General features: G+C 69.3%; 16 protein-coding genes. 7 read left to right on the forward strand and 9 right to left on the reverse strand.

Annotated elements, in window-relative coordinates; genetic code table 11:
- Positions 1-72: 72 nt before the first annotated feature.
- Positions 73-858 carry a PAS domain-containing protein gene (locus tag AC0IWM_RS12995; RefSeq protein ID WP_471755556.1) on the reverse strand — a complete coding sequence of 262 codons (786 nt, stop codon included), beginning with the start codon at positions 856-858 and terminating at the stop codon, positions 73-75.
- Between the two features lie 464 nt (positions 859-1,322).
- On the opposite strand from AC0IWM_RS12995, the gene AC0IWM_RS13000 reads away from it, so the two are divergent.
- From AC0IWM_RS13000 to AC0IWM_RS13020, 5 genes are all read left to right on the forward strand, one after another.
- On the forward strand, positions 1,323-1,550 hold the full coding sequence (locus tag AC0IWM_RS13000; protein ID WP_471755558.1) for a hypothetical protein: 228 nt from the start codon (positions 1,323-1,325) through the stop codon (positions 1,548-1,550).
- Between the two features lie 91 nt (positions 1,551-1,641).
- On the forward strand, positions 1,642-1,815 hold the full coding sequence (locus tag AC0IWM_RS13005; RefSeq protein ID WP_471755560.1) for a hypothetical protein: 174 nt from the start codon (positions 1,642-1,644) through the stop codon (positions 1,813-1,815).
- A 221-nt stretch (positions 1,816-2,036) separates the two neighbouring features.
- Entirely contained in the window at positions 2,037-2,303 is a 267-nt protein-coding gene (locus AC0IWM_RS13010) for a hypothetical protein (RefSeq protein ID WP_471755562.1), read from the forward strand.
- Between the two features lie 162 nt (positions 2,304-2,465).
- Positions 2,466-3,347: an alpha/beta fold hydrolase gene (locus tag AC0IWM_RS13015; RefSeq protein ID WP_471755564.1), complete on the forward strand. Its 882-nt coding sequence runs from the start codon at positions 2,466-2,468 to the stop codon at positions 3,345-3,347.
- Between the two features lie 120 nt (positions 3,348-3,467).
- Entirely contained in the window at positions 3,468-3,623 is a 156-nt protein-coding gene (locus tag AC0IWM_RS13020) for a hypothetical protein (RefSeq protein WP_471755566.1), read from the forward strand.
- Between the two features lie 231 nt (positions 3,624-3,854).
- Here the strand turns inward: AC0IWM_RS13020 and AC0IWM_RS13025 are convergent, their stop codons facing one another.
- On the reverse strand, positions 3,855-4,865 hold the full coding sequence (locus AC0IWM_RS13025) for an NAD(P)H-binding protein (protein ID WP_471755568.1): 1,011 nt from the start codon (positions 4,863-4,865) through the stop codon (positions 3,855-3,857).
- 865 nt (positions 4,866-5,730) lie between these two features.
- On the opposite strand from AC0IWM_RS13025, the gene AC0IWM_RS13030 reads away from it, so the two are divergent.
- Together AC0IWM_RS13030 and AC0IWM_RS13035 are read left to right on the forward strand one after the other, a co-directional pair.
- Complete coding sequence (locus tag AC0IWM_RS13030) at positions 5,731-5,940, forward strand: hypothetical protein (RefSeq protein ID WP_471755570.1); 210 nt, start codon at positions 5,731-5,733, stop codon at positions 5,938-5,940.
- A 243-nt stretch (positions 5,941-6,183) separates the two neighbouring features.
- The gene (locus tag AC0IWM_RS13035) at positions 6,184-6,465 is read left to right on the forward strand and encodes a DUF2312 domain-containing protein (RefSeq protein ID WP_471755572.1); all 282 of its coding nucleotides are present in this window, start codon (positions 6,184-6,186) and stop codon (positions 6,463-6,465) included.
- Between the two features lie 426 nt (positions 6,466-6,891).
- Here AC0IWM_RS13035 and AC0IWM_RS13040 read toward each other — a convergent pair whose 3' ends face one another.
- The 7 genes from AC0IWM_RS13040 to AC0IWM_RS13070 form a co-directional block, all read right to left on the reverse strand.
- Positions 6,892-7,566 carry a response regulator gene (locus AC0IWM_RS13040; protein ID WP_471755574.1) on the reverse strand — a complete coding sequence of 225 codons (675 nt, stop codon included), beginning with the start codon at positions 7,564-7,566 and terminating at the stop codon, positions 6,892-6,894.
- Positions 7,559-8,689 (reverse strand): sensor histidine kinase, encoded by a 1,131-nt coding sequence (locus AC0IWM_RS13045; RefSeq protein ID WP_471755576.1) that lies wholly within the window; start codon positions 8,687-8,689, stop codon positions 7,559-7,561. The genes AC0IWM_RS13040 and AC0IWM_RS13045 overlap by 8 nt, the downstream gene beginning before the upstream one ends.
- 40 nt (positions 8,690-8,729) lie before the next feature.
- Positions 8,730-9,269: a methanogen output domain 1-containing protein gene (locus AC0IWM_RS13050; protein ID WP_471755578.1), complete on the reverse strand. Its 540-nt coding sequence runs from the start codon at positions 9,267-9,269 to the stop codon at positions 8,730-8,732.
- 155 nt (positions 9,270-9,424) lie between these two features.
- Complete coding sequence (locus tag AC0IWM_RS13055; RefSeq protein WP_471755580.1) at positions 9,425-10,771, reverse strand: HlyD family type I secretion periplasmic adaptor subunit; 1,347 nt, start codon at positions 10,769-10,771, stop codon at positions 9,425-9,427.
- Positions 10,772-10,795: 24 nt separating this feature from the next.
- Positions 10,796-13,633, reverse strand: a complete 2,838-nt coding sequence (locus AC0IWM_RS13060) for a calcium-binding protein (RefSeq protein ID WP_471755582.1) — start codon at positions 13,631-13,633, stop codon at positions 10,796-10,798.
- Positions 13,630-15,396, reverse strand: a complete 1,767-nt coding sequence (locus tag AC0IWM_RS13065; RefSeq protein WP_471755584.1) for a type I secretion system permease/ATPase — start codon at positions 15,394-15,396, stop codon at positions 13,630-13,632. The genes AC0IWM_RS13060 and AC0IWM_RS13065 overlap by 4 nt, the downstream gene beginning before the upstream one ends.
- Before the next feature lie 60 nt (positions 15,397-15,456).
- Entirely contained in the window at positions 15,457-24,306 is an 8,850-nt protein-coding gene (locus AC0IWM_RS13070) for a peroxidase family protein (protein WP_471755586.1), read from the reverse strand.
- Between the last annotated feature and the right edge of the window lie 832 nt (positions 24,307-25,138).

The raw sequence follows: 25,138 nt of genomic DNA on the forward strand, positions 1-25,138 counted from the left end.
CCCGTCCGAGACGGCCCTGCACCGCCAAAGGGGGGTGCAGGGCCGTCTCGCAGGCTCGGCGAACCCGCAGGGTCAGTGGAGCGACGTCGGCTGCGGCCAGAAGGCACGCATCCAGGCCGCCGCCGTCGAGTCACCGGGGGCCGTGCTTTCGGGGGCCATGCTTCCGGGGGCCATGCTTTCGGTCGTGCGCCGCTGGAGCTCGTCCAGGCGCCGGTCCAGGGCCGCCCGCCGCCGCTGCCGCCGCTGCTCGATCTGCTGCAGGATCGTCCGCTTCTCGGAAGCGGGGCCGGTCCAGCCTTCGAGGCGCTCGCAATCCATGCGGTACGCGAACTCGACATCGGCCCGCGCGGCCAGGGTGGATTGGAGATCGCGCGTCAGATCGTCGAAACCGGGCTCCGGTCCGTCCGCGCCGAGGGTCTCCGGGCGGTTCCGCCGTCCGAGATCGGTGATCTGCACCAGCTGGTTGGAGGCCGCGACCACGGCTCCGGACGCGTCCCGCAGGGGCGTCGGATAGGGCATGAACGGGATGCGCGTGCCATCCGGCCGCTCCAGCACGGCCTGGACGCCACGGACCAGCCGCCCTTCCTTGATCGCCACGGCCATCGGGCATTGGTCGAGAGGCAGCGGGGCGCCCTCTGTCGTGAAGATCCGCCACGCGCCGCACCAGCGGGTCTTGCCGAGCTCCGGACGGTAGCCCCAGAGTTCGGCCGCCGCATCGTTGTAGTAGGTCAGCCAGCCATCCGCATCGGTCGTGTAGAGCGGCGACCTGAACTGCTTGAACAGTTCGGCCCGCGAGGGCTCGTAGTTCCAGCCGCGATCTGGACCAACGAATTCGAATTCGTCGTCATCGGGAAACATGGCACACTCCTCGACCGGCGGGCACGAAATGCCCGCACCAAGCACTTCGGTCGCCCCCCTCTGTCGCGGGTGCCCGCCAGCCGTTCCCGCCCTCGAAAGGACGAAGCCGGCCCGTCGGTGACGCACGCGGCGTCGCACTCCAGATCGTCCAGCGCTACGGGATTGTGCCTCGGAGCTCCCGGGGGCGGTCGCTCCTGGACGCCATGACCGGCTCACGCCGACCTGGGCTCTCCCGTCTCGCTCTGCACGGACACTGGTTCGTCGCACAAACGCGATGCCGCAGCAACGGGGCTCGCGACAAAAATCTGAGCGGCCCGCCGCCAAGCATCTTCGTTGCCGGCGGCAACAGATCTCATTTTTCAATTCCCTGGAATACAATATTAGACGAGAAAATCCGATGAATGGGGGAGGCGGATCGACCTGAGTTGGCTCAGTTCTCGAGGATCGTCCGGTGGGAGATCCCGATGCGACGCCAAGAACCGCCCGTTCTGATTGTGACGATCTGGGGATTATTCGCGGTCCTCGCGCTGTTCGGCCAGGCTCGGATGCCGGCCGTGGGGTCGACGGTGTCGGCTCTGGCCGATGCGGAAAGCCCGTTCGCGATCATCGAGACAGCGCGCCTCGATCGGGATCGTGACACCGCACGGGCCGCCTCCGCACCGGCGACCGGCCCGCAATCCGCTCCCCGCTGACAACGCGGGATTCGGCGCTCCGCCGGGTCGGCGCCTTGGACGTGAGACCGGCGGCGATTCCTTGCCCGACGACCCTGAGGAGGTTCATCCGATGCGTAGGTCGACCCTGTTCGCCGCGGCCCTGGGCGTGGCCACCCTGGCCTTCTGGGCCGTCATGTTCACGAGCCCCCCGGTCTCCGAAGCGGGCGCCGTCCCGGGGATCGACATCCGGAACCTCACCCTCGCGGCGCATCCGAGGACGGCCGAACCCTACGACGCCTTCTGATCCCCCGACCGTCCAGCGGATCTCCGTCCGATCCGGGCTCGGGCAGGTGGCGCCCCGGCCCGATCGGGAGCGATGGCGGGTGCCCGGACGGGACGCCGTCCGCGTCGGCGGTCACGGACGCATGCGACATTCCGGGGAGCGCGTCCGGCACACCCGACGGCACCGCACCGCTTCGGGCGCTCGGACGCCAGCGTTGGCCCAACATATGCGAAGATTGCGGAATGACGCGCCTCGACGGCATCCGAGACAACACGTTCCTGGCCGGCCCCCTGACGGAGGAGAAAGTCGGCGCGGCCGTCGACGCCTTCCTGGCGGATCCCACCATCACGGCCTTCGCGTTCGAGGACGGTGCCCGGATCGACCTCACGGACGGCGCCACCCTCAAGGAATGGGCGTGCATCGCCGACGCGGACGCGATATCGGTCGCCCGATTGAAGCGCGGCGTCGTCCGCACCGCGATCCTGCTGGCCCGGCTCGACCGGGACTGACGTCGGCCGACATCGCTCCGGACGAGAGCCCGCCGGCGCAGATCCTCCGTTGCCCTCCGGAGCACGAGGCACCGATCGCGCCGGCTTGACCGCGGCGGGTCAGGGGTCGATGCCGGCCTCGGCTGAAACGGGAAGACGCGTGTGTCCCTGCGATGGATCCTTGTGACGGCTGGCGCGATCTTCGCCGTTCTGGCTCCGGTCCGGGCCTGGGCGCAATGGCGCACCGGCCGCAGCGCGAAGCGGGGCCGGCTCGCCGCGAGCCGGATCCGCGTCGACGGCCTGACGATGCAGGCCCGCGTCTCGGTCGACCCCGTCCCGGATGACCGGCTGCCCGTGATCCTCGTCCACGGCCTCGGGATGTCGAGCCGCTACATGGTTCCGCTCGCGCGCTGTCTCGCCCCCCACGTCCGGGTCTACGCGCCCGACCTGCCCGGCTTCGGCGCGAGCGAGAAGCCGGGACACGTTCTGACGGTTCGCGAACTCGCGGATGCGCTGGCGGCCTGGGTGCAGGCGGTCGGGGTGGAGCGCGCGGCCTTCGTCGGCAATTCGCTCGGCTGCGAGGTGCTGGTCGAGCTGGCCCTCCTCCATCCCCGGCTCGTCGACCGCCTCGTCCTGCAGGGGCCGACGCCGGACCCGGAGGCGCGCACTCTGGTTCGGCAGGGCGTCGGCTTCCTGGCGATCGCGCCGTTCGAGCGCTGGTCGCTCGCCTGGGTGGCGCTCTCCGATTATGCCCGGGGCGGGATCGGACGCTACATCCTGACCCTGCGCAGCATGGTCGACAATCGCATCGCCGAGAAGGTGCGCCGGATCGGGCAGCCGACGCTCGTGGTCTGGGGCACGCGGGACGACATCGTTCCCCGGGCCTTCGTCGCGGACCTCGCCGACGCCCTGCCGCGCGGCCGTCTCGCCGTCATTCCGGGCGCCGCCCACGGCATCAACTACTCGCATCCGGAGGCCTTCACCGAAGTCCTTCTCCCGTTCCTCCTCGCGGCGGCTGATGGGCCGGCCGAACGGGACCGAACCTCGGCGGTCGGCACAGCGTAGCGCATCGGTGGCGCGCTCGCCCCGCACCAGCCACCCCACGGGGCCGATCCGCTCGGCGTCGTCTGCGCGGCGCGCGTCGCGGTCCCCGGGAAGAATCTTCTCGCGCGACCGTCCGGCACCATGGGCTTCATCCTTCGCGGCGCCTTCAAGACCCGCTACGCGGAGGGCACGCTGCGCGAGAAGCTGTTCCCGGGCGGCGGGCCACTCCTCAGGGCGACCCATCCCGGCGCCGGGTTCCGCCGGGATGCTGCGGCGGCCTTGCTGGCGGCGTCGTGAGGTGGAAAACGGAGATTTCCGGCTTGCGGCGAACCGCCTGCCGCCATCGGTCGAACCCCTATCGGCTGTCTCCAGTCCGCCTGTGAGAGGCAGGCCGGCATCGAGCCACCCGCACCGGCCCGGCCAGGACGCAGAATTCAGGTTTCGTGGAATCCGGGAGCGGTCACCCGACCACTCGCTCCGGTCGGAAGATCCGGAGGCCCGATCCGTCGAGATCGAAGCGCGCCTGCCTCAGAAGACGGAGTGATCGCCGCGCTCGACCACGGCTTCGCCTCGAACAAGGCGCGCATAATAGTCGAACAGTGTCTGCGAACCCGTCGAAGGGGTGGCGCTCGCATCGTATCGGCCCGTCGCTGGATCCAGGACGAGCATGGATTCCGTCGCGTAGTAGCGCCCGATGCGGGCGAGCTCCGCTCTCGCGGCGAGGGACGGCACCAGGCGCCCGAACGCACTCAGACCCGCTATGATCACGTCCAGCAGCCTGACCGGGACATGCCTGAACCGCGGCTCGCGCCCGAGCAGGGCGAACAGCCGCTCGCCCTGTGCCTTCGGCGTGATCGCCTCGCCCGGTCCCCCGATCGGGAGGACGCGATTGCGCCGGTCCTCCCGATCGAGGCACGCGGCGAGATAAGTGCCCAGGTCGTCGTCGCTGATCGGCTTGCACGCCGTCAGCATTCCGTCACCGAACACCAGGAACGGCTTTCCGCGTCGCACGCGGTCGAGCTGCCCGGAGAGCGACTTGAAGAAGGCCGTGGGCCGCACGATCGTGTAGTCGAGACCGGATGCGATCAGCGCCCGCTCGAAAGCCAGTTTGGCGTGCTGAAAGGCGAGGACCGGTCTCTGGACGCAGATCGCCGAGAGAAGGACGACGTGCGTCACGCCCGCCGCCCTGCTCATCTGCAACGCGCTCATCTGCGCCCGATAATCGATCGCCCACGCATCGTCCGGCAATCCCGTGCGCGACGCGAGGCACGAGACCAGGACGTCGAAGGACTCACCGCGGAACCCGTCACGGTCGAGCGACGCGGGATCGGTGACGTCCGCGTACCGCACGGAGGCACCGGAGAGCAGCCGGGCAAGGTCTGCTTGCCCCGAAGGGTCGGCGCGCTTGGCGCTGCGTCTCACGAGGCATGAGACCGCGTGACCGCGGGCCACCAACGCCCGCACGGTCGCACGACCGATCGTGCCGGTCCCACCGAGAACGAGAACGCGTCTCGGTCGGCCCTCCTGCGGTCGATTCACGATCACACCTCCCGTGCCGGATCCGACCAGGTCCGACGGTTTTGAAGGCACGTTAGCATTCGCGACGGGACGGGTGGCCAATTCCCTGGAGCGTGGCCCTACCTGCGGCATGGCTCTGCGCGACGTCGCGGATGAGTCCGGGAACGGACGGGGCCTGCGGCCGACGAGCGTGCCGCAACGCTGCGCCAAGTCTCGCCGGCGCTCCGGACGGGTGGGACGGCTTGATGGCCTGGGCGCGAGCGGGGTCCGGGCCGGAAGCGTTCGTTTCAGCGTGTCCGGCGGTGGCGACGATCGACTCCGTCTCCCGGACCTATCGCCGCCTCACATCAAGGCCCATGGAAAAGCGGGCGATCCACGCAGTCCTAGCGGACAAGGGCAACCACGAGCGTGAGAGCACCGCTCAGCGCCAGGCAGGCTGAAATCGGCAAGATTCGCAACGTCTTGAAAAATGAACCTGGGTTGTCGTTGGCAGCGCGGCCGCACGTGCGCAGTCTGTAGCGATCGAGCGCAGGCTCTGGCGGAGTGATCCACTGCTCAGAAGCTTCGAGATTTCTGACGGCAGACATGCAGAAACTCCAATTTTTTCGCGAACGAGGACCGTAATCCAAGCGATACGCACGAACTCGGCTGTTTCTCGGGCGCGTTTCCGGACCGGATTAAGCAGATTGCCACCCCCCTGTCCATGCAAAATAGCGCGTCGAGGGCCGAGAGCTCCGAACTATACTACTTGAAAGTAGGGGCTCGGCCTGCCTTCGGGCCTGCGCATGCGTCCAGCGAATAACTGGTATTTGGCATCTGGCATACCAAAGGCGTGATGACGATGTCATAGATGCTGCACCGCAAACGACCACCTGGGCTCCGCACCATGATCACCCTGCTCCTCGCCGTTCTCGCTGCCGGCACTGCCAACGTCGCGCTGGTGGCCTTCATGGCTGATCGCCTCGGCCCCAAGGCCGGTGCCGCCGCTTCTGCCGGCGAGCTCGTCGCCACGAGCCAGGGCGCGTCTGCCAAGGCCGGCGCCATCAAGGTCGGAAACCAGAACGCTTCGGCTGGCAGGGCCGCGGTCGCCGCCTGAGCCAGCCTCGGCTCCCACCCAAGCTCCCAATCCAAGAGCCCTGCCAGTTCCTGGCGGGGCTTTTTTCATGCGCGCTGCGTCGCGCCGCGACCGGGCTCGACACGGACCGACGACGGCGACACGGGTGGCACGCGCGACGGCTCCCACGTCGCGAAGGAATTCACGCAGATCCCGCGGCGCGCTTTAACCTCTCGCTTACCCAAAGCCACGAGGTTGCGGGTCGGAACAGCCCAGGGAGAGAGCATGTCCGACACCATCGATACCGTTGGGGTTGCCGGCGACCGTATCCGCTCGATCATCGAGCGCGTCGAGAAGGTCGAGGAAGAGATCAAGGACCTCATGGAAGCCAAGAAGGAGATCTTCCTGGAAGCCAAGGGCGAGGGCTTGGACGTGAAGATCCTCAAGGAGATCTTGAAGCTGCGCAAGCTGGACCAGGATGCGCGGGACGAGCACGAGACGCTGCTCGACGTCTACATGCGTGCGATGGATGCTCCGAGCCCCGCGCCGATGGCCGAGGCTGCCTGAGCGGCCGATCGCGAACCCGACCCGGCGCCGCGCCGCCGTGGAGGTCTGAGGATCTCCACGGCAGTGCGCATCAGGATGGCGAGGGCTGAGATCCCGGCCTGCGCCAGCCGCGTCGCGCCGAGCGCTGAGTGACGGCCACGGGCGTCGACAGGGCAGGGGGCGGCGCGCGCCGCCCGAAAGCGGATGCGTCGCGGGTGGCCATGACTTCAGCATGTCGCGGCCCATCGAGCCGCACGCCCTGCGCCGATCCAGGCTTCCCGGGCCGTCGCCGCAGGTGATGCGCGGAGCGTTCCGAGGGGCAGCAGGAACGGAACCCCTCGAGGAATGCCGACATCGCCCTGAGGACGGCTTCGGAGACGGAGCCTCCGCAGAGGCGCGGTGACATCGTCGGCCATTTCGCCGAGGTCGCCGGTCACGAGCCCGGCCTCACCGAACCGGAATGTCACCCTGCAGCCACCCCTGCAGGATCGCGAACTGGACGATCTGGGCTCTGCTGGTGATGCCCAGCCTGCAGCAGGCCCTGGCCTTCTGGGTTTCGACGGCCTTGGCGGTGGCTCCGAGGCGATCCGCGACCTCCTTGCTGGTGAAACCGAACGCCACGAAGCGAAGGATGTCCCGCTCCCGGTCCGTCAGGGAAGCCCTGTCCTCGTCATGGACGGGACCGGCCACGAGGCGATGAGGCCCCGCGGAGCGGGCCGGCAGGCAGGGGTCGATATAGGTCCCCCCCGCGCAGACCGCCCGCACCGCCTGCGCGATGTTGAGGAAGGCCGAGCGTTTCAGGACGTACCCCCCCGCTCCGGCCTCGAACGCCTGATCGATGTAGACCCGGCTCTCGTAGACGCTCAGGATGATCGTGCGCGCCGGGCTTTGCCGCTCGCCGAGCCTCCGGATCACCGCGACCCCGTTCAGCTCGGGCATGGCGAGATCGAGGATGGCGATGTCGGGCGCCAGGTCCAGGGTGGCCTGGACCGCCGCAGTACCGTTGTCCACGGAGGCGACGATGACGACCTCGCCCGTCTGGGCGAGAAGGTCGGCCACGCCGTGACGGAACACCGGATGGTCGTCCGCCAGGACGGCCCGGATGAGGGTCCGCTCAGACATCCTCGGATGCCTCCTCCGCCAGCCGAATCCGCGCCATCACGGTGGTTCCGCATCCCGGCGAGGATTCCAGCTCCAGACTGCCGCCGACCAGGGCCATGCGTTCCCGCATCCCGACCAACCCGAGCTTGCCCTGGGCGACGAGGGCGAGGGACGAGGCATCGTCCGCCTCGAAGCCGATGCCGTTGTCGTCGACCGTGAGCGTGAGATGGGTGGGGCCGAACAGCAGCACGACCGAGACACTGCTCGGCGCGCCCGCGTGCTTGGCGACGTTCGTGAGGGCCTCCTGGGTCAGGCGATAGAGCGTGATGGCGACCTCGGTCGACAACGCCGCTTCGGGTCCGACCATCTCGAACTCGGTCGCGACACCGGTGGTCCGGCCCCATTCACCCACCAGATGACGCAGGGCCGTGACGACACCGAACTCGTCCAGCGCCGCCGGCCGCAATTCCAGGGTCACGCGCCGGAGGGCCTGCCCGATGTCCTGGGCTTGCCGCAGAAGTTGGTCGATCTCGGACTTGGCCTTGGGATCCGCCAGCTGCGAAGTGAGGCGCCGCAGCCCGAAATTGAGGGCGACGAGATGCTGTCCCGCATGGTCGTGGAGATCCCGGGCAAGCCGGCGCCGCTCGTCCTGTCCCGCGCGGTACAACCGGTTCAGCACCTTGTCGCGCTCGCGTTCGGCCGCCTCGCGCGCCGCCGCATCCTCCTCCAGGCGGCCGAGCAGGCGTCCCCGCTCCTCTAGGAGGACCTGCATCTGCCGCGCGCGGCGCCTGCGCTCCTGCATGATGCGCCGGGCGTCGTGAAGCTTGCCGGACAGGACCTTGAAACGCCGGTCGAAGGCCGCTCCGTCGAGGTGGAGCAGGACCGACACGCCTTCGCCCAATTCCCGGAGGCGTGCGCGGGCTCCGAGGCAGGTGTGGCGCTCCGGGACGCCGTCGACGCCCTCCAGGAACACGGCGCCCGGCACGAGGGCGCCCGTCGTGGCGCAGCAATCGAGGTAGCGGAGGAAGGCGTCCCGCCTCGGGCCCTGCGCCACCGGGACCTCCCCGACCCGCAGCGCGGGAAGGGACTCGCGGGCGGCCGAGTTGAGGGCCTGCAGCAAGCCCCCACGACGCACGATCAGCATGGGGCCGGGGACGAACTCGAAGAGCGCGTGGAAGTCGGACCTAGGCGTCGCCCCGTCCGTAATAGGCCTGCCCTCCCTCGCCGGGAGCGTCGGCATCGAGGTCGATGACGATCCGGCAGCCGTCGGCGCCGCGGGCGATGGTGTCTGCGAGGGTAACCCGTCCATAGCCCTGGCTCTCCGCAACCATGTGGCCGAACACGTGCGAGGTCATCTTGCAAAGCGACGGGCACGCCCTGGCGAGGTCGCCGAAGGGACAGCGGTGATTGCCGAGGACGATGCGGTCGTCGGAGTCCTCGATGACGTAGAACTCGCCGCCCAGCCGTCGCTTCAGGTCGACGAGGGCGCCCGGAAGCACCTTGCGGTTCAGCCGTGGCGTGCCCGCCGCCGCGAGGTACTGCTTCTGGATCTCCTCGGAGACCGCAAGGCCGACGAGGTTGATGAAGCCGCTCGCCTCGCGCGTCCCGACGGTGTCTTCGAGGGTCGTGCTCAACGCCTTGACGACCAGGGCGAGGTAGCCCTCGCGGTCGATCGAGATCGGCGCATCACCAAATTCAGAATCGCTGGTCGCTTGATTCGCCATAGCACGAAGCCCCCTTTGCACTTAGCTTCTCAAATCGATAGCACCGCCTTCCGGCAAAATCTACGTGACTGTACAGTAAACATGCAAGAACCCAGCATATGTCGTGCTGAAAGCATGAGCGCCGCGCAATCGTCGGTTACATCCTCCGAAGGGATCTATCGCTCGCGGAAAGTCCGGGTGAATTGGTCTTGGATCGGCTTGACTAGGTAAGACAGGGCCGAACGCTCCTCCGTGGCGACATGAACCTCCACGGGCATGCCCGGAACCAGGCGCTTACCTTGCCCGAGGCGGTCGAGTTCTCCCTCGTCGAGCTCGACGTAGCCTACGTAGTATGCGTCGTCCCTGGCCCCCTTCGTCGTCGAGGGCGAGACGTAGACGAGCCGGCCCTTCAGTTCCGGCGTCGTGCGCTGATTGAAGGCGGAGAACCTGAGTTTGGCCGGTCGTCCGACCCCGACCTGGTCGATGCTCGACGGAGCGATGTGGATCTCGACCTTCAGCCGGGCATCCTCCGGAACCACGGTGGCCAGCACGTCCGCCGGGGTGATGACGCCTCCGACCGTGTAGGTCTTCAACTCATGCAGGACGCCGCTGGCCGGCGAGCGGATCTCGGTCCGGGTGAGCCTGTCCTCCAGGGCCACGCGCCGGTTGGTCAGTTCGGAGAGCCTGGCGTCGACGGTCCCGAGCTCGCGCTGGGCCTCGGTCCGGGCCGTGTCTGAGATTGCCAGGAGCTGGACCCGGATCTCGCTCGACCGGACCTTCGCCCGCGCGATCGAGGCTTCGAGCGAGCCCTGCTCGCCGGTCAGCCGATGGCGGTCGCGGTTGATGGGCAGGAACTTCGAGGCCTCGAAGAGACGCTTGTCGACCAGGTCCTGGAGCTTGCCGTGCTCGCTCGTCAGGATGATCAGCTCCTCGCGCTTGGCATCCTTCTGCTTGACCAGGCCGGCGATCTCCTCGGTGACCTGGCCGATCTGGAGTTCGAGCTGCTGGCGCTGGCTGTCGCGGCTGGCGAGGTTGCCCCTGAACATCCGCAGCTCGCCGTCCACGATGGACACCGTCTCCGGTTCCGCACCCGCGAGGGCTGGCGGGATGGACACCGCGCGCAACCCGTCGCGCTCCGAGAGGAGGCGGGCCCTCTTGGCGGAAAGCTCGACGAGCTGCCCCTTCACGATGGCCAGTTCGGCCCGCGTCTGGGCATCGTCGATGCGGATGAGCACCTGATCCGCGACCACCGCCTGGCCGTCTCGGACCAGGATGGCACCGACGACGCCCCCGTCCCGATGCTGGACCGTCTTGGCATGCTGCTCGACGGTGACGGAACCCGGGGCCATGACGGCGCCGTTGAGGTCGGTCGTCGCCGCCCATCCCCCCACGCCGATCACGAGACCGATCCCGAGGGAGAACCCGACCAGGATGCGGGGCATGACCGAGAAGGACGCCTCTCCCTGCTGGTCGAGGTCGATGACGGATCGCGGGCGGGGACGGCCGACGGGTTGCGTGCGCATGATCTGGTCCTCCCGGGAACGCGGTCAGGTGGTCGGCGAGGTGGTGGCGATGCCGGCGGCGTGCTCCGGCGTCTCGACGAAGAGCAGCGTGTGACGCCCGTCGAGGACGATGGTCGTCTCGAACCGGTCGTCGTGGTCGAGATCGGCCGAGATGACCGTCACGTCGCCCGCGTCGAGGATGGCGGACTTGTACTGGATGCCCGCCATGGTCCCGTCGCTGCGCTCCATCGCCTCCGAGAGCGAGTGACCGGTCGTGGTCGGGCCTTCCTCGAAGAGCGTCCACTTCAGCAGGTCGACGTAATCCCCGACGGAAAAGTCGGTGATCTGGACGGCCCGGGTCGCCTCCGGCTTTCCCGCCACGGCGAAGGCGTATCCGTCGTTCCCGCCGCCGCCCGTCAGGACGACGTCCTCGTCCCCGATGACGAAGCGGTCGTGGCCGGAGCCGGACACGATGGCCTCCATCGATTCCACCCGGTCCGCACCGAGCTCCGTCCCCGACACCACATGGTGGACGAGGTCGACGAGCAGGTTCCCGGTCGCGGCGCCGACGTCGAGGGTGTCGAACCCTTCCCCGCCATCGATCCGGTCGTCGTCGCCGTCGAGGGCCAGGACGACCCGGTCGTTTCCCGCGCCCGCGCGGACGATGTCGCATCCGGCTCCGTCGAGGACCGTATCCGCTCCCGCGCCGCCCTCGAGGACATCGTCGCCCGACCGGCCGGCGAGGCGGTCGTCGCCGCCCCCTCCCGAAAGGCCGTCGTTCCCTTCGCCGCCCGAGAGGACATCGCCACCCGATCCCCCGATGACCGCCTCCAGGCCGGAGACCAGATCCTGGCCCGTCTCCGCGCCGCTCGACGTGCCGGCAGCGAGGTCGACCGTGACGCCCTCGCGGGTCGCCGAGAGGTCGAGGGTGTCCTGTCCGTCGCCCCCATCGAAGCGGTCGGCCTCTCCGTCCAGCGCCACCGCGACGGCGTCGTCGCCGGCGCCGCCGGACACGACGTCCGAGCCGGCCCCGTCCGAGAGGATGTCCGCCCCCAGGCCGCCATCGAGGCGGTCGTCGCCGCCCCCCCCGGCCACACGGTCCTGTCCGGCTCCGCCCGAGAGCGCCTCTCCCGCGGCGCTCCCGAGCAGGACGTCGTCGCCGGAGCCCCCCAGCACCGTCTCGATCGATACGAGGCGGTCTTGGCCGGTCTCGGTTCCCGAGGACACACCCGACGCGAGGTCGACCGAGACCCCCATGGTGGTGGCCGTGAGGTCCAGGGTGTCGGCGCCATCTCCCCCGTCGAGGACGTCCTCCTCCCCATCCCGGGCGGCCACGAGGACATCGTCCCCGTCCTGCCCCAGCGCGACGTCCCGACCGCCACCGTCCGCCAGGAGGTCGTCCCCTCCGCCGCCCTGCAGGCGGTCGTCTCCGTCGCCCCCCGATACGATGTCGCGTCCGAGGTCGCCGAAGGCTTGGTCGTTCCCGTCGCCGCCCTCGATACGGTCGTCCCCCGTATCGCCGAACAGGAGATCGGCCCCGCTCGCGCCCACCAGGACGTCGTTGCCTTCCCCGCCGTCGAGCAGGTCGTCCCCGGCATCCCCGAACAGCATGTCGTTCCCGGCTTCGCCGAAGATGCGGTCGTTCCCGGCACCGCCCGATACGACGTCCGCACCGGCGCCGGCGAAGATCACGTCGTCGCCCGCCCCACCCAGGACGGTGTCGTCGCCCGCGCCGGCGACGATATGGTCGTCGCCGTCCCCTCCGTCGATCAGGTCCGCCCCGGCACGGGCATCGATGACGTCGCTGCCGGCGCCGCCCTCGATGTCGTCCGCGCAGGGGGTCCCGAGGAGAATGTCGTCGCCGCCCGAACCGGCGATCGCGCTGCGGTCGACGACGTTGAAGCTGGCCGTCTGGGCGATGGCGAACTCGCCGTCCGTCACCTCGTAGGTGACGGTGACCGGACCGGGTCCGTCGCCGTCGAAGACCCAGCCGTCGCCGTCCCGGGCGAGCGATCCCGACGAGACGGTGACGTTGCGGACCGTCAGCGGATCGCCATCGGGATCCTGGACGTTCTGCAGGAGGTCGTTCATCGCGATGGCCAGGAGGGCGCAGGCCGTGGTGTCCGCCAGATGAACGGGTCCGGTGGCGACGGGCGCACGATTGCGCCGGCCTCCCGGATCGCCGGTTCCGTCCCCCGCCGGCGCCTTGTCGGTCGGACCCGCGCCGCCGCCGTCACCCCCGTCGCGGGGGAGGGCGCCGCGATCGCCCTGGGCGTCGGCCGGGTGCTCCGGGCCGGACGGCTTCGGCGAGTCCGGACCGGAGCCGTTCGGGAACGCGCCTCCCTCGGGATGCGGGTGGGTCTCGGAATCGGCTGCGCCCGATGGCTCGTCGTCCCGCCCCCCGCCGCTCCCGCCGTGAACGCTCCCGCCCGAAGGCCGTCCCCCGTTGTCGTTGGTGGGCCGCGGGATGACCGGCGAGGCCTTGAAGTCGCTGAGGTTCGGCTGGGGGTCGTGCCTGGCGAAGTGCAGCGCCTGGGCGTGCGGATGCGCCGAGTCGTATTCCGATGCCGGATTTTCCAGCAGGGGAGCGATCCCCGCCGATCCTGTCGGCCGGGGTTCGGACGGCACCTCGTCCGAGGCCTGCTCGGAGGCGGGCAGAACGACCAGACGGGGGCCGGCGGCGTGCGGCGGCTCCGCCGCCTCGGCCACCGCCTCGGCATGCACCGGCTGGTGGAAGAGCGATTTCAGGTAGGCGGCCAGGGCCGCGACCGCCAGGGCGAGGTAGTAGGGCGTGCCGGGCCTGGGTCCCGCCCCCTGGGAGGCATATTTCTGTGCGCCGTCCGCGCCGGTCTCCGTCTTGGTGCCCTTCGTCTCGATCATCATGCCGTCACCCGCCCCATCGAGGAGCGCTCCCTTGCGACATTGGCGGGCTCGGTTCCCTGGGCCACCTCGCGCGCGGCCTTGCCCAGGATGGCGTCCTTCGGACCGAAGGCGGTGAGCTTCCCGTCCTGGATCACCGCGATGGTGTCGACGGCCGCCAGCACGCTGGGGCGATGCGCGATGACGACCGCGATGCCTCCGCGAGCGCGCACGCCAAGGATGGCGTTCGCGAGCGCCGCCTCGCCCTCGCCGTCGAGGTTGGAGTTCGGTTCGTCGAGAACGAGGAGGAACGGGTTGCCGTAGAGTGCGCGGGCCAGCGCGATGCGCTGGCGCTGCCCGCCCGACAGGGACGTGCCGAACGGACCGAGCTCGGTGCGGTAGCCGTCCGGCATCCGCAGGATCATCTCGTGGACTCCGGCGGCCCGGGCGGCCGCCACCACCAGGGCCGGGTCCGCGTTCTCCGCGAGGCGGGAGATGTTCTCCTCCACCGTCGCGTCCATGAGGCAGACTTCCTGAGGCAGGTAGCCGACGATGCGCCCCAGGCTGTCCTCGTCCCATTGCGGGAGATCGGCGCCGTCGAGGCGGACGCCGCCGCGCAGCACCGGCCATATGCCCGTCAGCGCCCGGCTGAGCGTGGTCTTGCCGCCGCCGCTCGGGCCGATGACCCCGAGCGCCTGGCCCGCGTTCAGCTCGAAACTGATGTCCGACAGCAGCACGCGCCCCGAGCCCGGTGCCGCGACGGTGACCGAGCCGACCCGGAGCGAGGCCTGCGGCGGGGGAAGCGCCATCGGCTTCTCGGCACTCGCCAGGGCCACCAGGGTCTCACGCAGGCGGTCGAAGGCCGTCCTGGCCACCGAGATGGCCTTCCAGTTGCCGACCGTCTGGTCGATGGGCGCCAGGGCGCGCGCCGACGTGATGGACGCCGCGATGATCGACCCGGCCGAGAGCTCGCCGCCGATCACGAGGTAGGCGCCGAGGCCGAGGACGGCCGATTGCAGGATCATGCGCAGGACGCGGGAGACGGCCGCGAAGGTGCCGGTGATGTCCGTGGTCCGGGTCTGGAGTTCGAGGTGCTCGTTGTTCGCGATGCGGTAGCGGTCCACGGCGCGTTCGGCGAAGCCCATCGCCTTGAGGACGTCGGCGTTCCGGGCGTTCGAGTCGGCGATGGCGTTGCGGGCCACCACGGCCTGCTGCGTCGCCCCGGTCCAACGCCGGGTCAGCAACTCCGTCACGATGGTGAGGAGGGTCAGCAGGACCGCGCCGGCCACGGTCAGGGCGCCGAGATAGGGATGCAGCAGATAGACGAAGACGAGGAAGACCGGGGTCCAGGGCAGGTCGAACAGGGCCACGAGGCCCGGGCTGCCGAGGAACCCGCGCACGGTGTCGACGTCCCGGCTTCGTTCCATGGCCTCGGCCGACGAGAAGCCGAAGCGCGGCATGTCGATGGAGACGCGCTGCGCGAGGGGCGCGACCCGGCGATCGAGCTGGGCGCCGATCCGGACCAGGATCTGAAGCCTCAGCACGTCGAACATGCCTTGCGCCAGGTAGAGGCCGATGGCGAGCGTGGAGAGCCCGACCAGGGTCGGCAGGCTGCCGCTCGGGAGCGCCCGGTCGTAGACCTGAAGCATGTAGAAGGAGCCCGTCAGGGCGAGGATGTTGATGATGCCCGACATCCCGAACAGGAAGGCGAACGGCATCCCGAAATGCCGGGTGAGCCGCTCGGTGCTGCGTTTCCTGGCAAGTTGCTTCTGGTCCTTGGAGCGCATGTCGGGATCCTCCTGCGGCCGGGTGAACGGGTCGGGCCCCTGGGCGGGGCCCGACCGGCGTCAGAGCGCGAAGTCCGCGGCGGTGGCGGCGGGCGTTCCCTTGATGCTGAACTTGAACTCGGGTGCCGCATCGCCCCCCGTGTTCCCGGCCACCACGGTGTAGTCGCCGTCGGCCCGGCTCTCCTGGGTCACCAGCAACTGCCCCACCCCGGTGAAGGCGGCCCCGGTCGCGAGCGTGAAGGCCTGGTTCCCGGCGACGCCCTGGTTCGCGTCGATGCCGCTGAGGTCGACCTTGTCCCCGGGTTGGAAGCTCGCGATGGTGTCGCCGTTGGCCGCCGCGGCGGACCCGAAGTGGTAGACGTCGGCGCCCAGCCCGCCGTCCATGACGTTCACCGCGTCGCTGGCCGTGATGTGGTCGTCGCCGGACCCGGTCACGATGTTCTCGATGCCCCAGAGGGTATCGGATCCGGACTGGCTGCTGGCGACGCCGCCCCGGCCCGCGAGGCCGGTCCCGAGATTCGCCGTGATGTTGGCGGTGATGGCCGACATGTCGAGCGTATCGATGCCGACGCCGCCGCCCACCTCGTCACCCCAGTAGGTGTCGTCCCCGTCTCCCTTCTCCGCCACGATGAGATCGTCGCCGTCCCCGGCGATGACGGTGTCGTTGCCGCTTCCGGCGGTGACGAGGTCGTTTCCGGCCCCCGCGAGGATGCGGTCCGCGCCGCCGTCGCCGTAGACCATGTCGGCACCGGCGCCGGCGAGGATGTCGTCGTCGCCCGCGCCGCCGAAGACGACGTCGCGTCCGTCGCCGGCGTCGACGAAGTCGTTCCCGTCGCCTCCCCGGACCACGTCGGCCCCATCGCCGGCGAGGATGTTGTCGTCCCCACCCAGGCCGAGGATCGTGTCCGCGCCGTCCGTGCCGACCAGGACGTCGTCGAGGGCCGTGCCCGAGACGAGGTGGGCGGCAGGTTGCGGCGGAGGCGTCGTGCCGCCGCCCGTCGCGCCTCCGCCTTCGGCGCCGTGTCCGCCGTCCTGCCCGGAGCCTCCGGTCGCGGTCCCGCCATGGCCGTCGCCGCAGGCCGTGCCGTGATCCGCATCCCCGTCGTCGTCCTCACCGGTCCCGGAGCCCGAGCCTGTCCCGGAGCCCGAGCCGGTTCCCGAACCCGAGCCGGAACCGCTTCCGGTATCCGTTCCGGCACCGGAGCCCGACCCGCCGTGACCGGTGCCGGTGCCAGTGCCGGTGTCCTCCCCGGTGCCGGACCCGCCGCCTCCATCCCCGGTCCCGGTTCCCGTTCCGCCGCCTCCATCGCCCGTACCGTCGCCGGTTCCGGAACCGGATCCGGCCCCTGTCCCCGTTCCGGTCCCGGCTCCCGATCCGGAATCGCCCGGGCCGCCCTCGCGACCGACGGCGAAGATGTCCTCCTGAAGTCCGGTGAGGCCGGTGTTGCGAGCCACGATGTCCGAGAAGCTCTGGCCGTCGACCTGGTTCTGGTAGAAATCGAAATTGTCGAACCGGTCGGTGTAGTAGAAGCGGTCGCCCTCCTGCAGGCGGTCGAGCTGCTCGTGCAGGACGATCCAGAAGGTCTGGCCGACGACGCCGTCGTTGATGTGCTTCTCGGCCAGGCCGCCGACCCAGAGATCAACCCGGTCGATGCCCGAGACGTACTCGGTCCCGTCGGCGCGGATGTGGATGGCGATGTCGGGATTGGCCTCCACGAAGGCGGCACGCTGTTCCGAGGTGGCGAGCACCAGGTCTGGATAGGCCTGCTGGAACTGCGCGACGACCGCGTCGCTCAGCCCGTTCCGCGCCTGGAAGTCCGCCCAGGAGGCGTAGGGGGTGAGGTTGCCCGCATAGCCCACCGCCTCGTGGACGTAGGGGTCGGTCGACGCCATCAGGTCGGCCCGGACCTGGTTCAGCGTGCCGAGCCCGACATCGCGGCCGCGGGCCACGTTGAAGGCGAACAGGTCGGCGTTGATCCGCACCAGGTCGTTGCGCACCGCGTCGACGATGTTGAAGTCGACGGCCTCGGCCGGCTGTGTCGCGACCCCCGCGAGGATCGCGTTCGCCCCGAGCTGGGCGTAGCCCGGCTGCGGCACGTAGCCGGGAGGCAGAGGCGCCGTGAAGGCGCCCGGGTCGTTGGTCGGGTTGAGGAAGGCGTCGACGAGCTGCACCTGGTGCGGCTGGCCGTCGGCGCCCATCACGGTCAGGGTCTGGCCGATGAGCGAATGCCCGACGCGATAGACCGCGGAGGCGAATTCCTCGGAGATGCGCGCATCGACCCCGGGATTGTAGTCGCTGTGCCCGTGCGAGCCGCTCCCCTTCATCCCGCCGATCAGATGGTCGGCGAACTCGGTGAAGACGACGCGCTGGTACTCGGCCTCGTTGATCATCTTGGCCGCCTGGAAGACCTCTTCCGGGCTGCCCTGGAATCCGGATTCCATCAGGTTGTCGACGTGGAAGTTGTGGTTGCGCGCCCAGATGGTGTGGATCGCGGTGAGGCTCACGTTCTCGTTCGCCCGCCCGTCGCCGGCCACGAAGTGGTCGAGCAGGCTGACGAAGGGGTTCGTGTCGAGGAGCAGCGCGTTCCCGCTGCCCATGAAGTTCGAGGCGAAGGCGCTCACCGCCTCCGGGTCGAAGGCGCCCGCCGCGTCGAGCAGGGAGCCGGTCCTCGTCTCCGAGATGGCGAAGTTCGAGAAGTAGTCGCGGAAGCTGACCGAATGGGTCGGGCCCGGCAGCGAGGGGTCGTGGAAGATCGTGTTCGCGGCCCAATGGTGCTCGATCAGCGCGCGCAGGGTCGGCAGGAGGTTGAAGGCGGGATTGGACGGGTCCGGCAGCCCGGCCAGGAGGTGGGCGCCCACACCCTGGTGCCCGTCGCTCTCGCGGAGGAACTGCCCGACGAGTTCGTGCGAGCCGTAGGCCTGGTTCTGGTCGACGAAGGGGGAGGTCTTGTTCAGGTGCTGCGGGACGCCGTCCGGTCCGATTCCCGATACCTCGCCGCGGGTGAGGTCCGTCGGGTTGTCGCTGGTCGGGCTGCGGACGGCGCCGGGGCCGCCGATCTCGACGATGCCGTTGGCCGAGGTCTTGGGCAGGAAATCGAGGCCGTGGTCGAAATACTGCCCGAACGCCATGAAGAAGATGTTCGCGCCGCTCGCCTCGTGCGGCAGGTTCGGCTCCTGGGTCCCGAGGACGTTGCTGATGGCACGCGGGTCGAGGCCGGCGAAGAGCGGATTCAGGGCGTTGTTGCCCGTCGCCGGGTCGTAGGTGCCGTAATGGGCTTCGGTGAGCCGGATGAACGGCTGGTCGGCCGCCCCGTATTCCGGATGCGCCAGGTTGTTGCCGGCACCGGACAGGTGCCGGATGCCGGCCGCCCCGTTGGCGTCGTCGTCGCCTCCGGCGACGGGCTGCCCGGTGACGAGGCCTTTGAGCCCGGCGAGGTCGGAAACCGTCAGGGCGAAGGCGCCGCCCGGTCCGGGCGCCTCTCCGTTGCCGCCGGGCTGCTGTCCGCCGGTCGCCGGAACCGTGCCGAAGGTGGGCGTCCCCGTGCTCGCGAAGGTGATGCTGTGCGCGCCGTGCGTCAGGGTCGTCATGCCGTTGGCATGCGCCTCGACGTAATCGGCCCGCGTCGTGCCCGCCGCCAGTTCGATGACGTCCTGCGGACGCAGCGTTCCCACGATGGTGTCCGTGCCGCCGCTGGAGCGGAACACGATGCGGTGGGCCGATGTCAGGCCGGAGATGTCGACGGTGTCGTTCCCCTCGGTGCCGTCGATGGTCACGGTGTTGAGGTTCAGGCTCGTCGTCGAGAAGTTTCCGATCAGGAAGACGCTGTCGCCCGCCCCCGCGTTGGTCGGCGGGTTGGGGACCGAGACCGCGGCGGTCCCGATCCGGATCTCCTCGATCTCCTGCAGCTCGGCGATGATCGTGGTGACCGCACCGATGCCCGCCCCCGTGGTGCGGGTGACGACGATCTCGGTGCCGGGGCTCAGGGTGGCGACGTTGTTGCCGGCGACCTGTCCCCATGCCGCGATGGTGTAGACCCGGAAGGTCTCGGAAAGACCGAGGGTCCCGTTGACCACGAAGGTGTCTCCCACGGCCCCCTCGGTGCCGCCCCTCACCACGTCGCGTCCATCGTTGGCGACGAGGGTGATCGGCCCGAGCGCGGCGCCACCGTTCCAGGTCACGACGTCGTCGCCGGCTCCGGCATCGATGGTGTCGTTGCCGGTCCCGCCCTGGAGGGTGTCGTTCCCTGCCGCACCGTTGATGGTGTCGGCGCCGGCGCCACCGTCGACGAAGTCATCGCCGGCCCCGGCATTCACCGTATCGTTGCCGCCGTTGCCGAGGATGCGGTCGGCCCCCGCCGTGCCGTTGATCGTGTTGCCGGCGCCGTTGTCGACGATGTTGTCGCCGACCACGTCGGACGGTGCCGAGAAGACCCGCTCCGAATAGCCACCCTGGTCGGTGAAGCTCACCGCGACCCGGACCTGGAACCCGACCTGGGCCTGCTGCGGCGTGAACGTCTGGCCGGTCGCCCCGGCGATGTTCGTCCAGGTTCCGGCGGCCGACAGGAATTGCCACTGGAAGCCGAAGGTCGCGGGCAGGCCGTTCAGGTCGGCGATGCCCGCCACGTTGGCTCGGATCGCCGCCAGTTCGGTCGGCGTGGTGTCGTCGATGGTCGGCGCACCGGTCGCGGGCACGTTGGTGAGGAACACGGCCCCGTCCGCGAACTGCGCCCGCTCGATGTTGTGGAGCGTGTCGATGCCGTCCGAGAACCTCAGGGTCGGGCCGACGGCGAAGCCGGTGTGGTCGACCCGGAAGCTGCCGTCGCCGAGGTTGGTGATGGTGTAGTTGGCCCGCACGTCGGAGAAGACCGCCGTGTCGACGTCCGACCCGGCCCCGGCATCGAGGATCTCGCGGACGATGTTGAGCTGGCCCGGATTCACTGCCCGCGTCATCAGCGCGGTCTGCAGGCTCATCCCGCCGAGGTAGAGCGGACCGGTGCCGCTCGCGAGCCCGGCCGGTGTCGTGAACATCTGGCCCGCGAGGCTGTCGGCGGTGGCCACCTCGGTGCCGCCGGCGTCACGGATGCTGATCCGCACGTTGAGCCAGCGGTCGCCGTCGATGATGTCGTTTCCGGCCTTGCCGGTGATGGTGTCGCTGCCGGCGCCGCCGAGCAGGATGTCGCCCCCGTTCTGGGGATCGAACACGGTGGTGTCGGGCGCCAGGCTCGCGAAGGGCGTGGCGTCGCTGCCGATGGTCTGACCGCGGATCGCCCCCGGGGTCAGCTTGAGCAGGGCCTCCAGGCCATCGATGAGGGCGACGTTCTGCGAGAGCAGCATGCTGTCGGTCGCCGGCCCCCCGACGATGCCGCCGGCGGGGTCGCCGACCGCCCCGGTCGGCCGCTCGGTGCCGATCAGGGTATCGTTATGCTTCCAGCCCGAGGCACCTTCCACGGAGTCGTTGCGGTCGCGAAGGGTCAGAGCCTGCTGGTTGACGAAGCGGGAGATGCCGAGGTCGATGGTCCCGTCGTTCGGGTCGCCCTTCTGGATCGACCAATCGAACCCGAGCATGCCGTTGTTGCGCTGGATGCCGGAGCCCTGGACCATGATGTCGTCGCCGGACTCGCCGTCGTAGTCGGTGTCGTTGCCCTGTCCGTTGAGGACGTCATGGCCGATGATGATGCTGTTGAAGAACAGCTGCGAGTTCTCGCCCGAGAGGCTGTCGAAACCCTCGCCCCCCTCGATCCAGTCGTCGCCCTCGTTGCCCATCAGGTTGTCGGCGGCGCTGCCGCCCAGGACGAAGTCGTCCCCGCGCCCGGCGAAGACCTCGCCCGGATCGGTCGCGTGCGTGATGAAGTCCTTGCCCCCGCCGCCGAACAGGATGTCGAGGCCCGGTCCGCCCGAGATGGCGTCGTTGCCCTCGCCGCCCCGGATGAACTCGTCGCCGAAGGGGTCCTCGATGACGTCGTCGCCGTCGCCGCCGAAGATCTGGTCGGATTCCATCCCGCCGTTGAGGTAGTCGTCGCCGCCGTCGCCCCAGAGGGTGTCGATCCCCTTGTCGCCGATCAGGCGGTCGTTGCCCTCGGTCCCGCCGAGGACGACGTGCTCGCCGCCGCTGAACTTCAGCATCCCGCCATCGGCGTGGCCGTCGCCGTCGACATCGGCGCCCGGTGCGACGCGCACGACCTTCGGGTCCAGGATCTGCAAGAGCAGATCGTCCTGCACCGGGTCGTCCCCGACCTGCTTGACCTGGTTCAGTTCGAGGATGTGGTCGGCGCGCCCGAACAGCGCCCCGTTGAGGTGCGAGGATCCCTCGTCGCCGAGGTCGGTGTTGCGCTGGACCAGGGCCGAGAAGGTGTTGGCCTCCAGTTCGTTGAGGAGGTTCATGCCCTGCGTGCGGCTGAGATAGTAGAAGCGGTCGCCGTTCTGGAGGTTCTCCATCTGCGTCTCGAAGACGAAGTTGAAGGTGTTGCCCAGCATCCCGCCGAATTCCATCTTCTCCTCGGCCAGGCCGCCGATCCAGAAGTCGACGTCGTTCAGGCCGGAATTGGCCGCGTTCCAGGCGCCCGTGCCGGTGAGGAAGTCGAGCCGATCCGCGGGCGGCGCGATGGTGTGCGCGTCGTTCACCGGGGTCGACGGATCGTCCGGCACGTCGACCGAGACGCCGAACACCAGGGCGGTCGCCGCGGCGCGCTTGCCCGCGAGGGTGCTCTCCTGGGTGATGAGGTCGTGGTCGCCGTAGGCCGCGATGAAGTTGAGCACCGAGGCCGGGTTCTTGATGTTCTGGGCGAAGTCGATCCAGCTCGTATAGGGCTTGAGCTTGGCGTCGGCGGTCATCGCGTAGAATTCCGCGCGGGCCTCGTTGAGGGTCGGCACGCCCTGTTCGCGTGAGCGCGCGATGTTCAGGGTCGCGAGGTCGAGGGGAAGCCCGAGGAGGTTGTTGCGCAGGGCATCGACCACGAACTCGTCGATCTCGTTGCCGATCTGCCGGGTCATGCCGCGGATGATGGCACCGGCCGCGGCCGCGGTGTCGACGCCGCTCGCCGTGAAGGCCACCGGGTTGAGGAAGGCCTCGATCAGGCCGAGTTCCTGGGTTCCGGCGACGGTCAGGTCGGCGTCGACCGGCGTCATGTCGAACCCGATGCGGTCGACGGTGTCGGCCAGCATCGAATGCCCGAACCGGTAGACGACGTGCGCGAACTCGGCCGTGATGGCCGGGTTGAGGTCGGCGCTGTTGGTGAACACGAACGGGTCGACGTTGGGCTGGACCGTCCGGGCGAATTCCTCGAACACGAGGTGCTGGTACTGCATCTCGGTGACGAACTTGGCGGCCTGGAACAGGCGCTCGCCGTCCCATTGCAGCGCGGCGACCTGGGCCGGGGTGGTCGGCAAGGCGGTCAGGTCGACCCGCAGCCATTCGTTGACGAAGGCGAGGTCGCCCGAGGCCAGGATGGTCTGCTTGTTGGCCTCGACGAGCCGGTTGTGCTCCGAGTGGAAGATGGTGTGGACCGCGGTCAGCCCGATATTCTCGTTGCCGCGCCCGTCGCCGGTGATGAAGTGCCGGTCCAGAAGCTCGTTGTCGTAGGCGAGGTTCGCCCCGGTCTGAGGATTGACGCCGACCGCATTGCCGGTGAGCGTGTCCGCGTCGGCCGCCACCGCCTGCCCCTGGACGATGGGGTCCGCGGTATGGGCGATGTCGTCGAGGAAGGCGTGGCCGGTCACGACGGCGCCGACCGTGCGGATGCCCTCCGCCGTTCCCTCCTTGAACCAGGTGGTCGGATGGGTCGCGTCGGGCTGCATCAGCATCTGCGCGTAGCCGTGGGCGCCCGGGATGAACCTGCCGTAGGGGTCGGTCATCAGGACGGGCACGTTGTGGATGTCCGTGTCCACGAGCTCGATGCCCAGCATCGCCTTCGCCTGCGCCTTGACCTCCGCCCAGTTCGCGATGGCCTTGCCGTCGGCGCCGCCGTTGAGGAGGTTTCCGGTCGCCAGGGTGACGGGATTGGCGATGCCGTCGGTCGGGGTCACGTCGACCCGGACATACTCGCGCAGGAAGACCTGGTGCGAGGGATGGGAGGTGTAGGTCTGGTTCTGGTCGATCCAGGGCGTGGTGGTGTTGACCGCGGTGCGGATGTCGTCCGCCGTGCCGAGCACACCGTCGGCGCCCGGTCCCGCGACGGGCGTGGCGCGGGTCAGGACCATGAAGCGCTGGGCCTCCGGCAGGTCGTCGGCGGTGCCGAGCACCCCGTCGCCGCCGGCGATCAGCGGATCGTCGGGCATCAGCGGAACGATGACCGAGCCGTTGCCGCCTTTGGTGACGAGGTCGAGCCCATGGTCGAAGAACTGCCCGAACAGGGTCATCCACCCGTTGAAGGGCGGCGACAGGCCGATATCGGGCGACTGGTTCGGGATGAAGGCGACCTCGGTCGCCGTCGGGATGTAGCCGGCGGGTGGGGCCTCGCCGCCATGGGCGGCGGCATAGGCGGCCTGCGCGATGGGATTAGCGAACCAGGCGGCCACGGCCGCCGGGTTATGCGGGCTCATGTCGACGATGAGGTTGCTGGCCGTCCGGATGCTGGTGTCGATGACGGTCCCACCGACGCTGTAGTCGTTGTTGGTCACGATGCCGCCGGGAGCCGGCCCGTTGACGTCGAAGGCGCCCGTGCCGGTGGTGTACTGGGCCGACAGGAGCCGCGGAAACGGCTGGTCGGCCGCCCCGAGAAGGCTCTGGCCCGGCAGCAGGTTGTTGTTGCTTCCGTCGACCGCCCGCAGGCCGGCGGGAAGCAGGGCGGCGTCCGGTCCGATGATGTCCTGGAGAGTCCGCGTATTGCCCGGCGCCGCGAATTCCTCGGCGATCCGGATCTGCGCCAGGATATGACGGAGGTCGTTGGTGTCGACCGTGAAGGTGACGGACATGGCGGTCTCCATTGGCCATAGGGATGCGGCAGCGCAGGCCATGGCTCGCGGCTGGGTGGACGGGATTCACGTCCGGGCTCACGCCGTGGCGGAGACCGGCTTCGAGTTCGAAGGGCTAGGGGGCGTAGGCGCGTAGGGCGGACCGACGCCGCCGAACGCGGGCCGTTCGGCGCGGAAGACCGCGGGAGGCATCCCGGACTTCGTGTCCGGCGAAACCGGCGCGTTTCGCAGTGTCGCGTGCGGGGCGAGAAGCTGATCTGCGTGTCATCGCTTGCTCCCTTGAACCGCGTTCAAGCCCACGACTTCCGCCGTCGTCCTGTCCGACAGTTGCTAGGGCGAACCTTGCATGATTCCACCCCCGCGTGATCAGTAAAAAAACCCTTAACGATTGGGAAAAAACCTTCTCATGAGGGTTTTTCCTTCACTTAAATGCGCGTCTCACACGCTCGCGCGTCTTCGAGGATTACGTGAGATACGCGAAATGCGCGGCTCCAGCCTGCTTGTCGGCCACGGCCTGCCGACGTCTTCATTGCCGGGCATCGAAATCGATCGGACGTCGCTCGAATAGTCTTGGAATTCGGGCGATGACGCTCGCGCGAGTGAAATCTGGTCGGTCGACGGATCGAGGCACATGCAGCCCTGTTCCCGATCCGGCCATCGTAGGAGGGGTCTGGTGGAGGCGTTCGGGGGCCGATGCGACGGTCGCACGCCCGGCGTCGCCGGCACCAGGCTACTTGCCAGTTCAAGCGCCCGGCCCGACGCACGGCATTCCCGCGAGGCTGTTCTGAACCTGCGACGGCTGGAAACCCGGTGATGCGGCGCACGTCGCGCC

The organism is Methylobacterium sp. AC433, from assembly GCF_979253015.1.

Coding starts and splice junctions, on each gene's coding strand:
- AC0IWM_RS13070 (WP_471755586.1), bottom strand. CDS start 24,306: ATGTCCGTCACCTTCACGGTCGACACCAACGACCTCCGTCATATCCTG.
- AC0IWM_RS13045 (WP_471755576.1), bottom strand. CDS start 8,689: ATGCTGATCGTGCGTCGTGGGGGCTTGCTGCAGGCCCTCAACTCGGCC.
- AC0IWM_RS13020 (WP_471755566.1), top strand. CDS start 3,468: ATGGGCTTCATCCTTCGCGGCGCCTTCAAGACCCGCTACGCGGAGGGC.
- AC0IWM_RS13050 (WP_471755578.1), bottom strand. CDS start 9,269: ATGGCGAATCAAGCGACCAGCGATTCTGAATTTGGTGATGCGCCGATC.
- AC0IWM_RS13040 (WP_471755574.1), bottom strand. CDS start 7,566: ATGTCTGAGCGGACCCTCATCCGGGCCGTCCTGGCGGACGACCATCCG.
- AC0IWM_RS13065 (WP_471755584.1), bottom strand. CDS start 15,396: ATGCGCTCCAAGGACCAGAAGCAACTTGCCAGGAAACGCAGCACCGAG.
- AC0IWM_RS13060 (WP_471755582.1), bottom strand. CDS start 13,633: ATGATGATCGAGACGAAGGGCACCAAGACGGAGACCGGCGCGGACGGC.
- AC0IWM_RS13010 (WP_471755562.1), top strand. CDS start 2,037: ATGACGCGCCTCGACGGCATCCGAGACAACACGTTCCTGGCCGGCCCC.
- AC0IWM_RS13005 (WP_471755560.1), top strand. CDS start 1,642: ATGCGTAGGTCGACCCTGTTCGCCGCGGCCCTGGGCGTGGCCACCCTG.
- AC0IWM_RS12995 (WP_471755556.1), bottom strand. CDS start 858: ATGTTTCCCGATGACGACGAATTCGAATTCGTTGGTCCAGATCGCGGC.
- AC0IWM_RS13030 (WP_471755570.1), top strand. CDS start 5,731: ATGATCACCCTGCTCCTCGCCGTTCTCGCTGCCGGCACTGCCAACGTC.
- AC0IWM_RS13000 (WP_471755558.1), top strand. CDS start 1,323: ATGCGACGCCAAGAACCGCCCGTTCTGATTGTGACGATCTGGGGATTA.
- AC0IWM_RS13055 (WP_471755580.1), bottom strand. CDS start 10,771: ATGCGCACGCAACCCGTCGGCCGTCCCCGCCCGCGATCCGTCATCGAC.
- AC0IWM_RS13035 (WP_471755572.1), top strand. CDS start 6,184: ATGTCCGACACCATCGATACCGTTGGGGTTGCCGGCGACCGTATCCGC.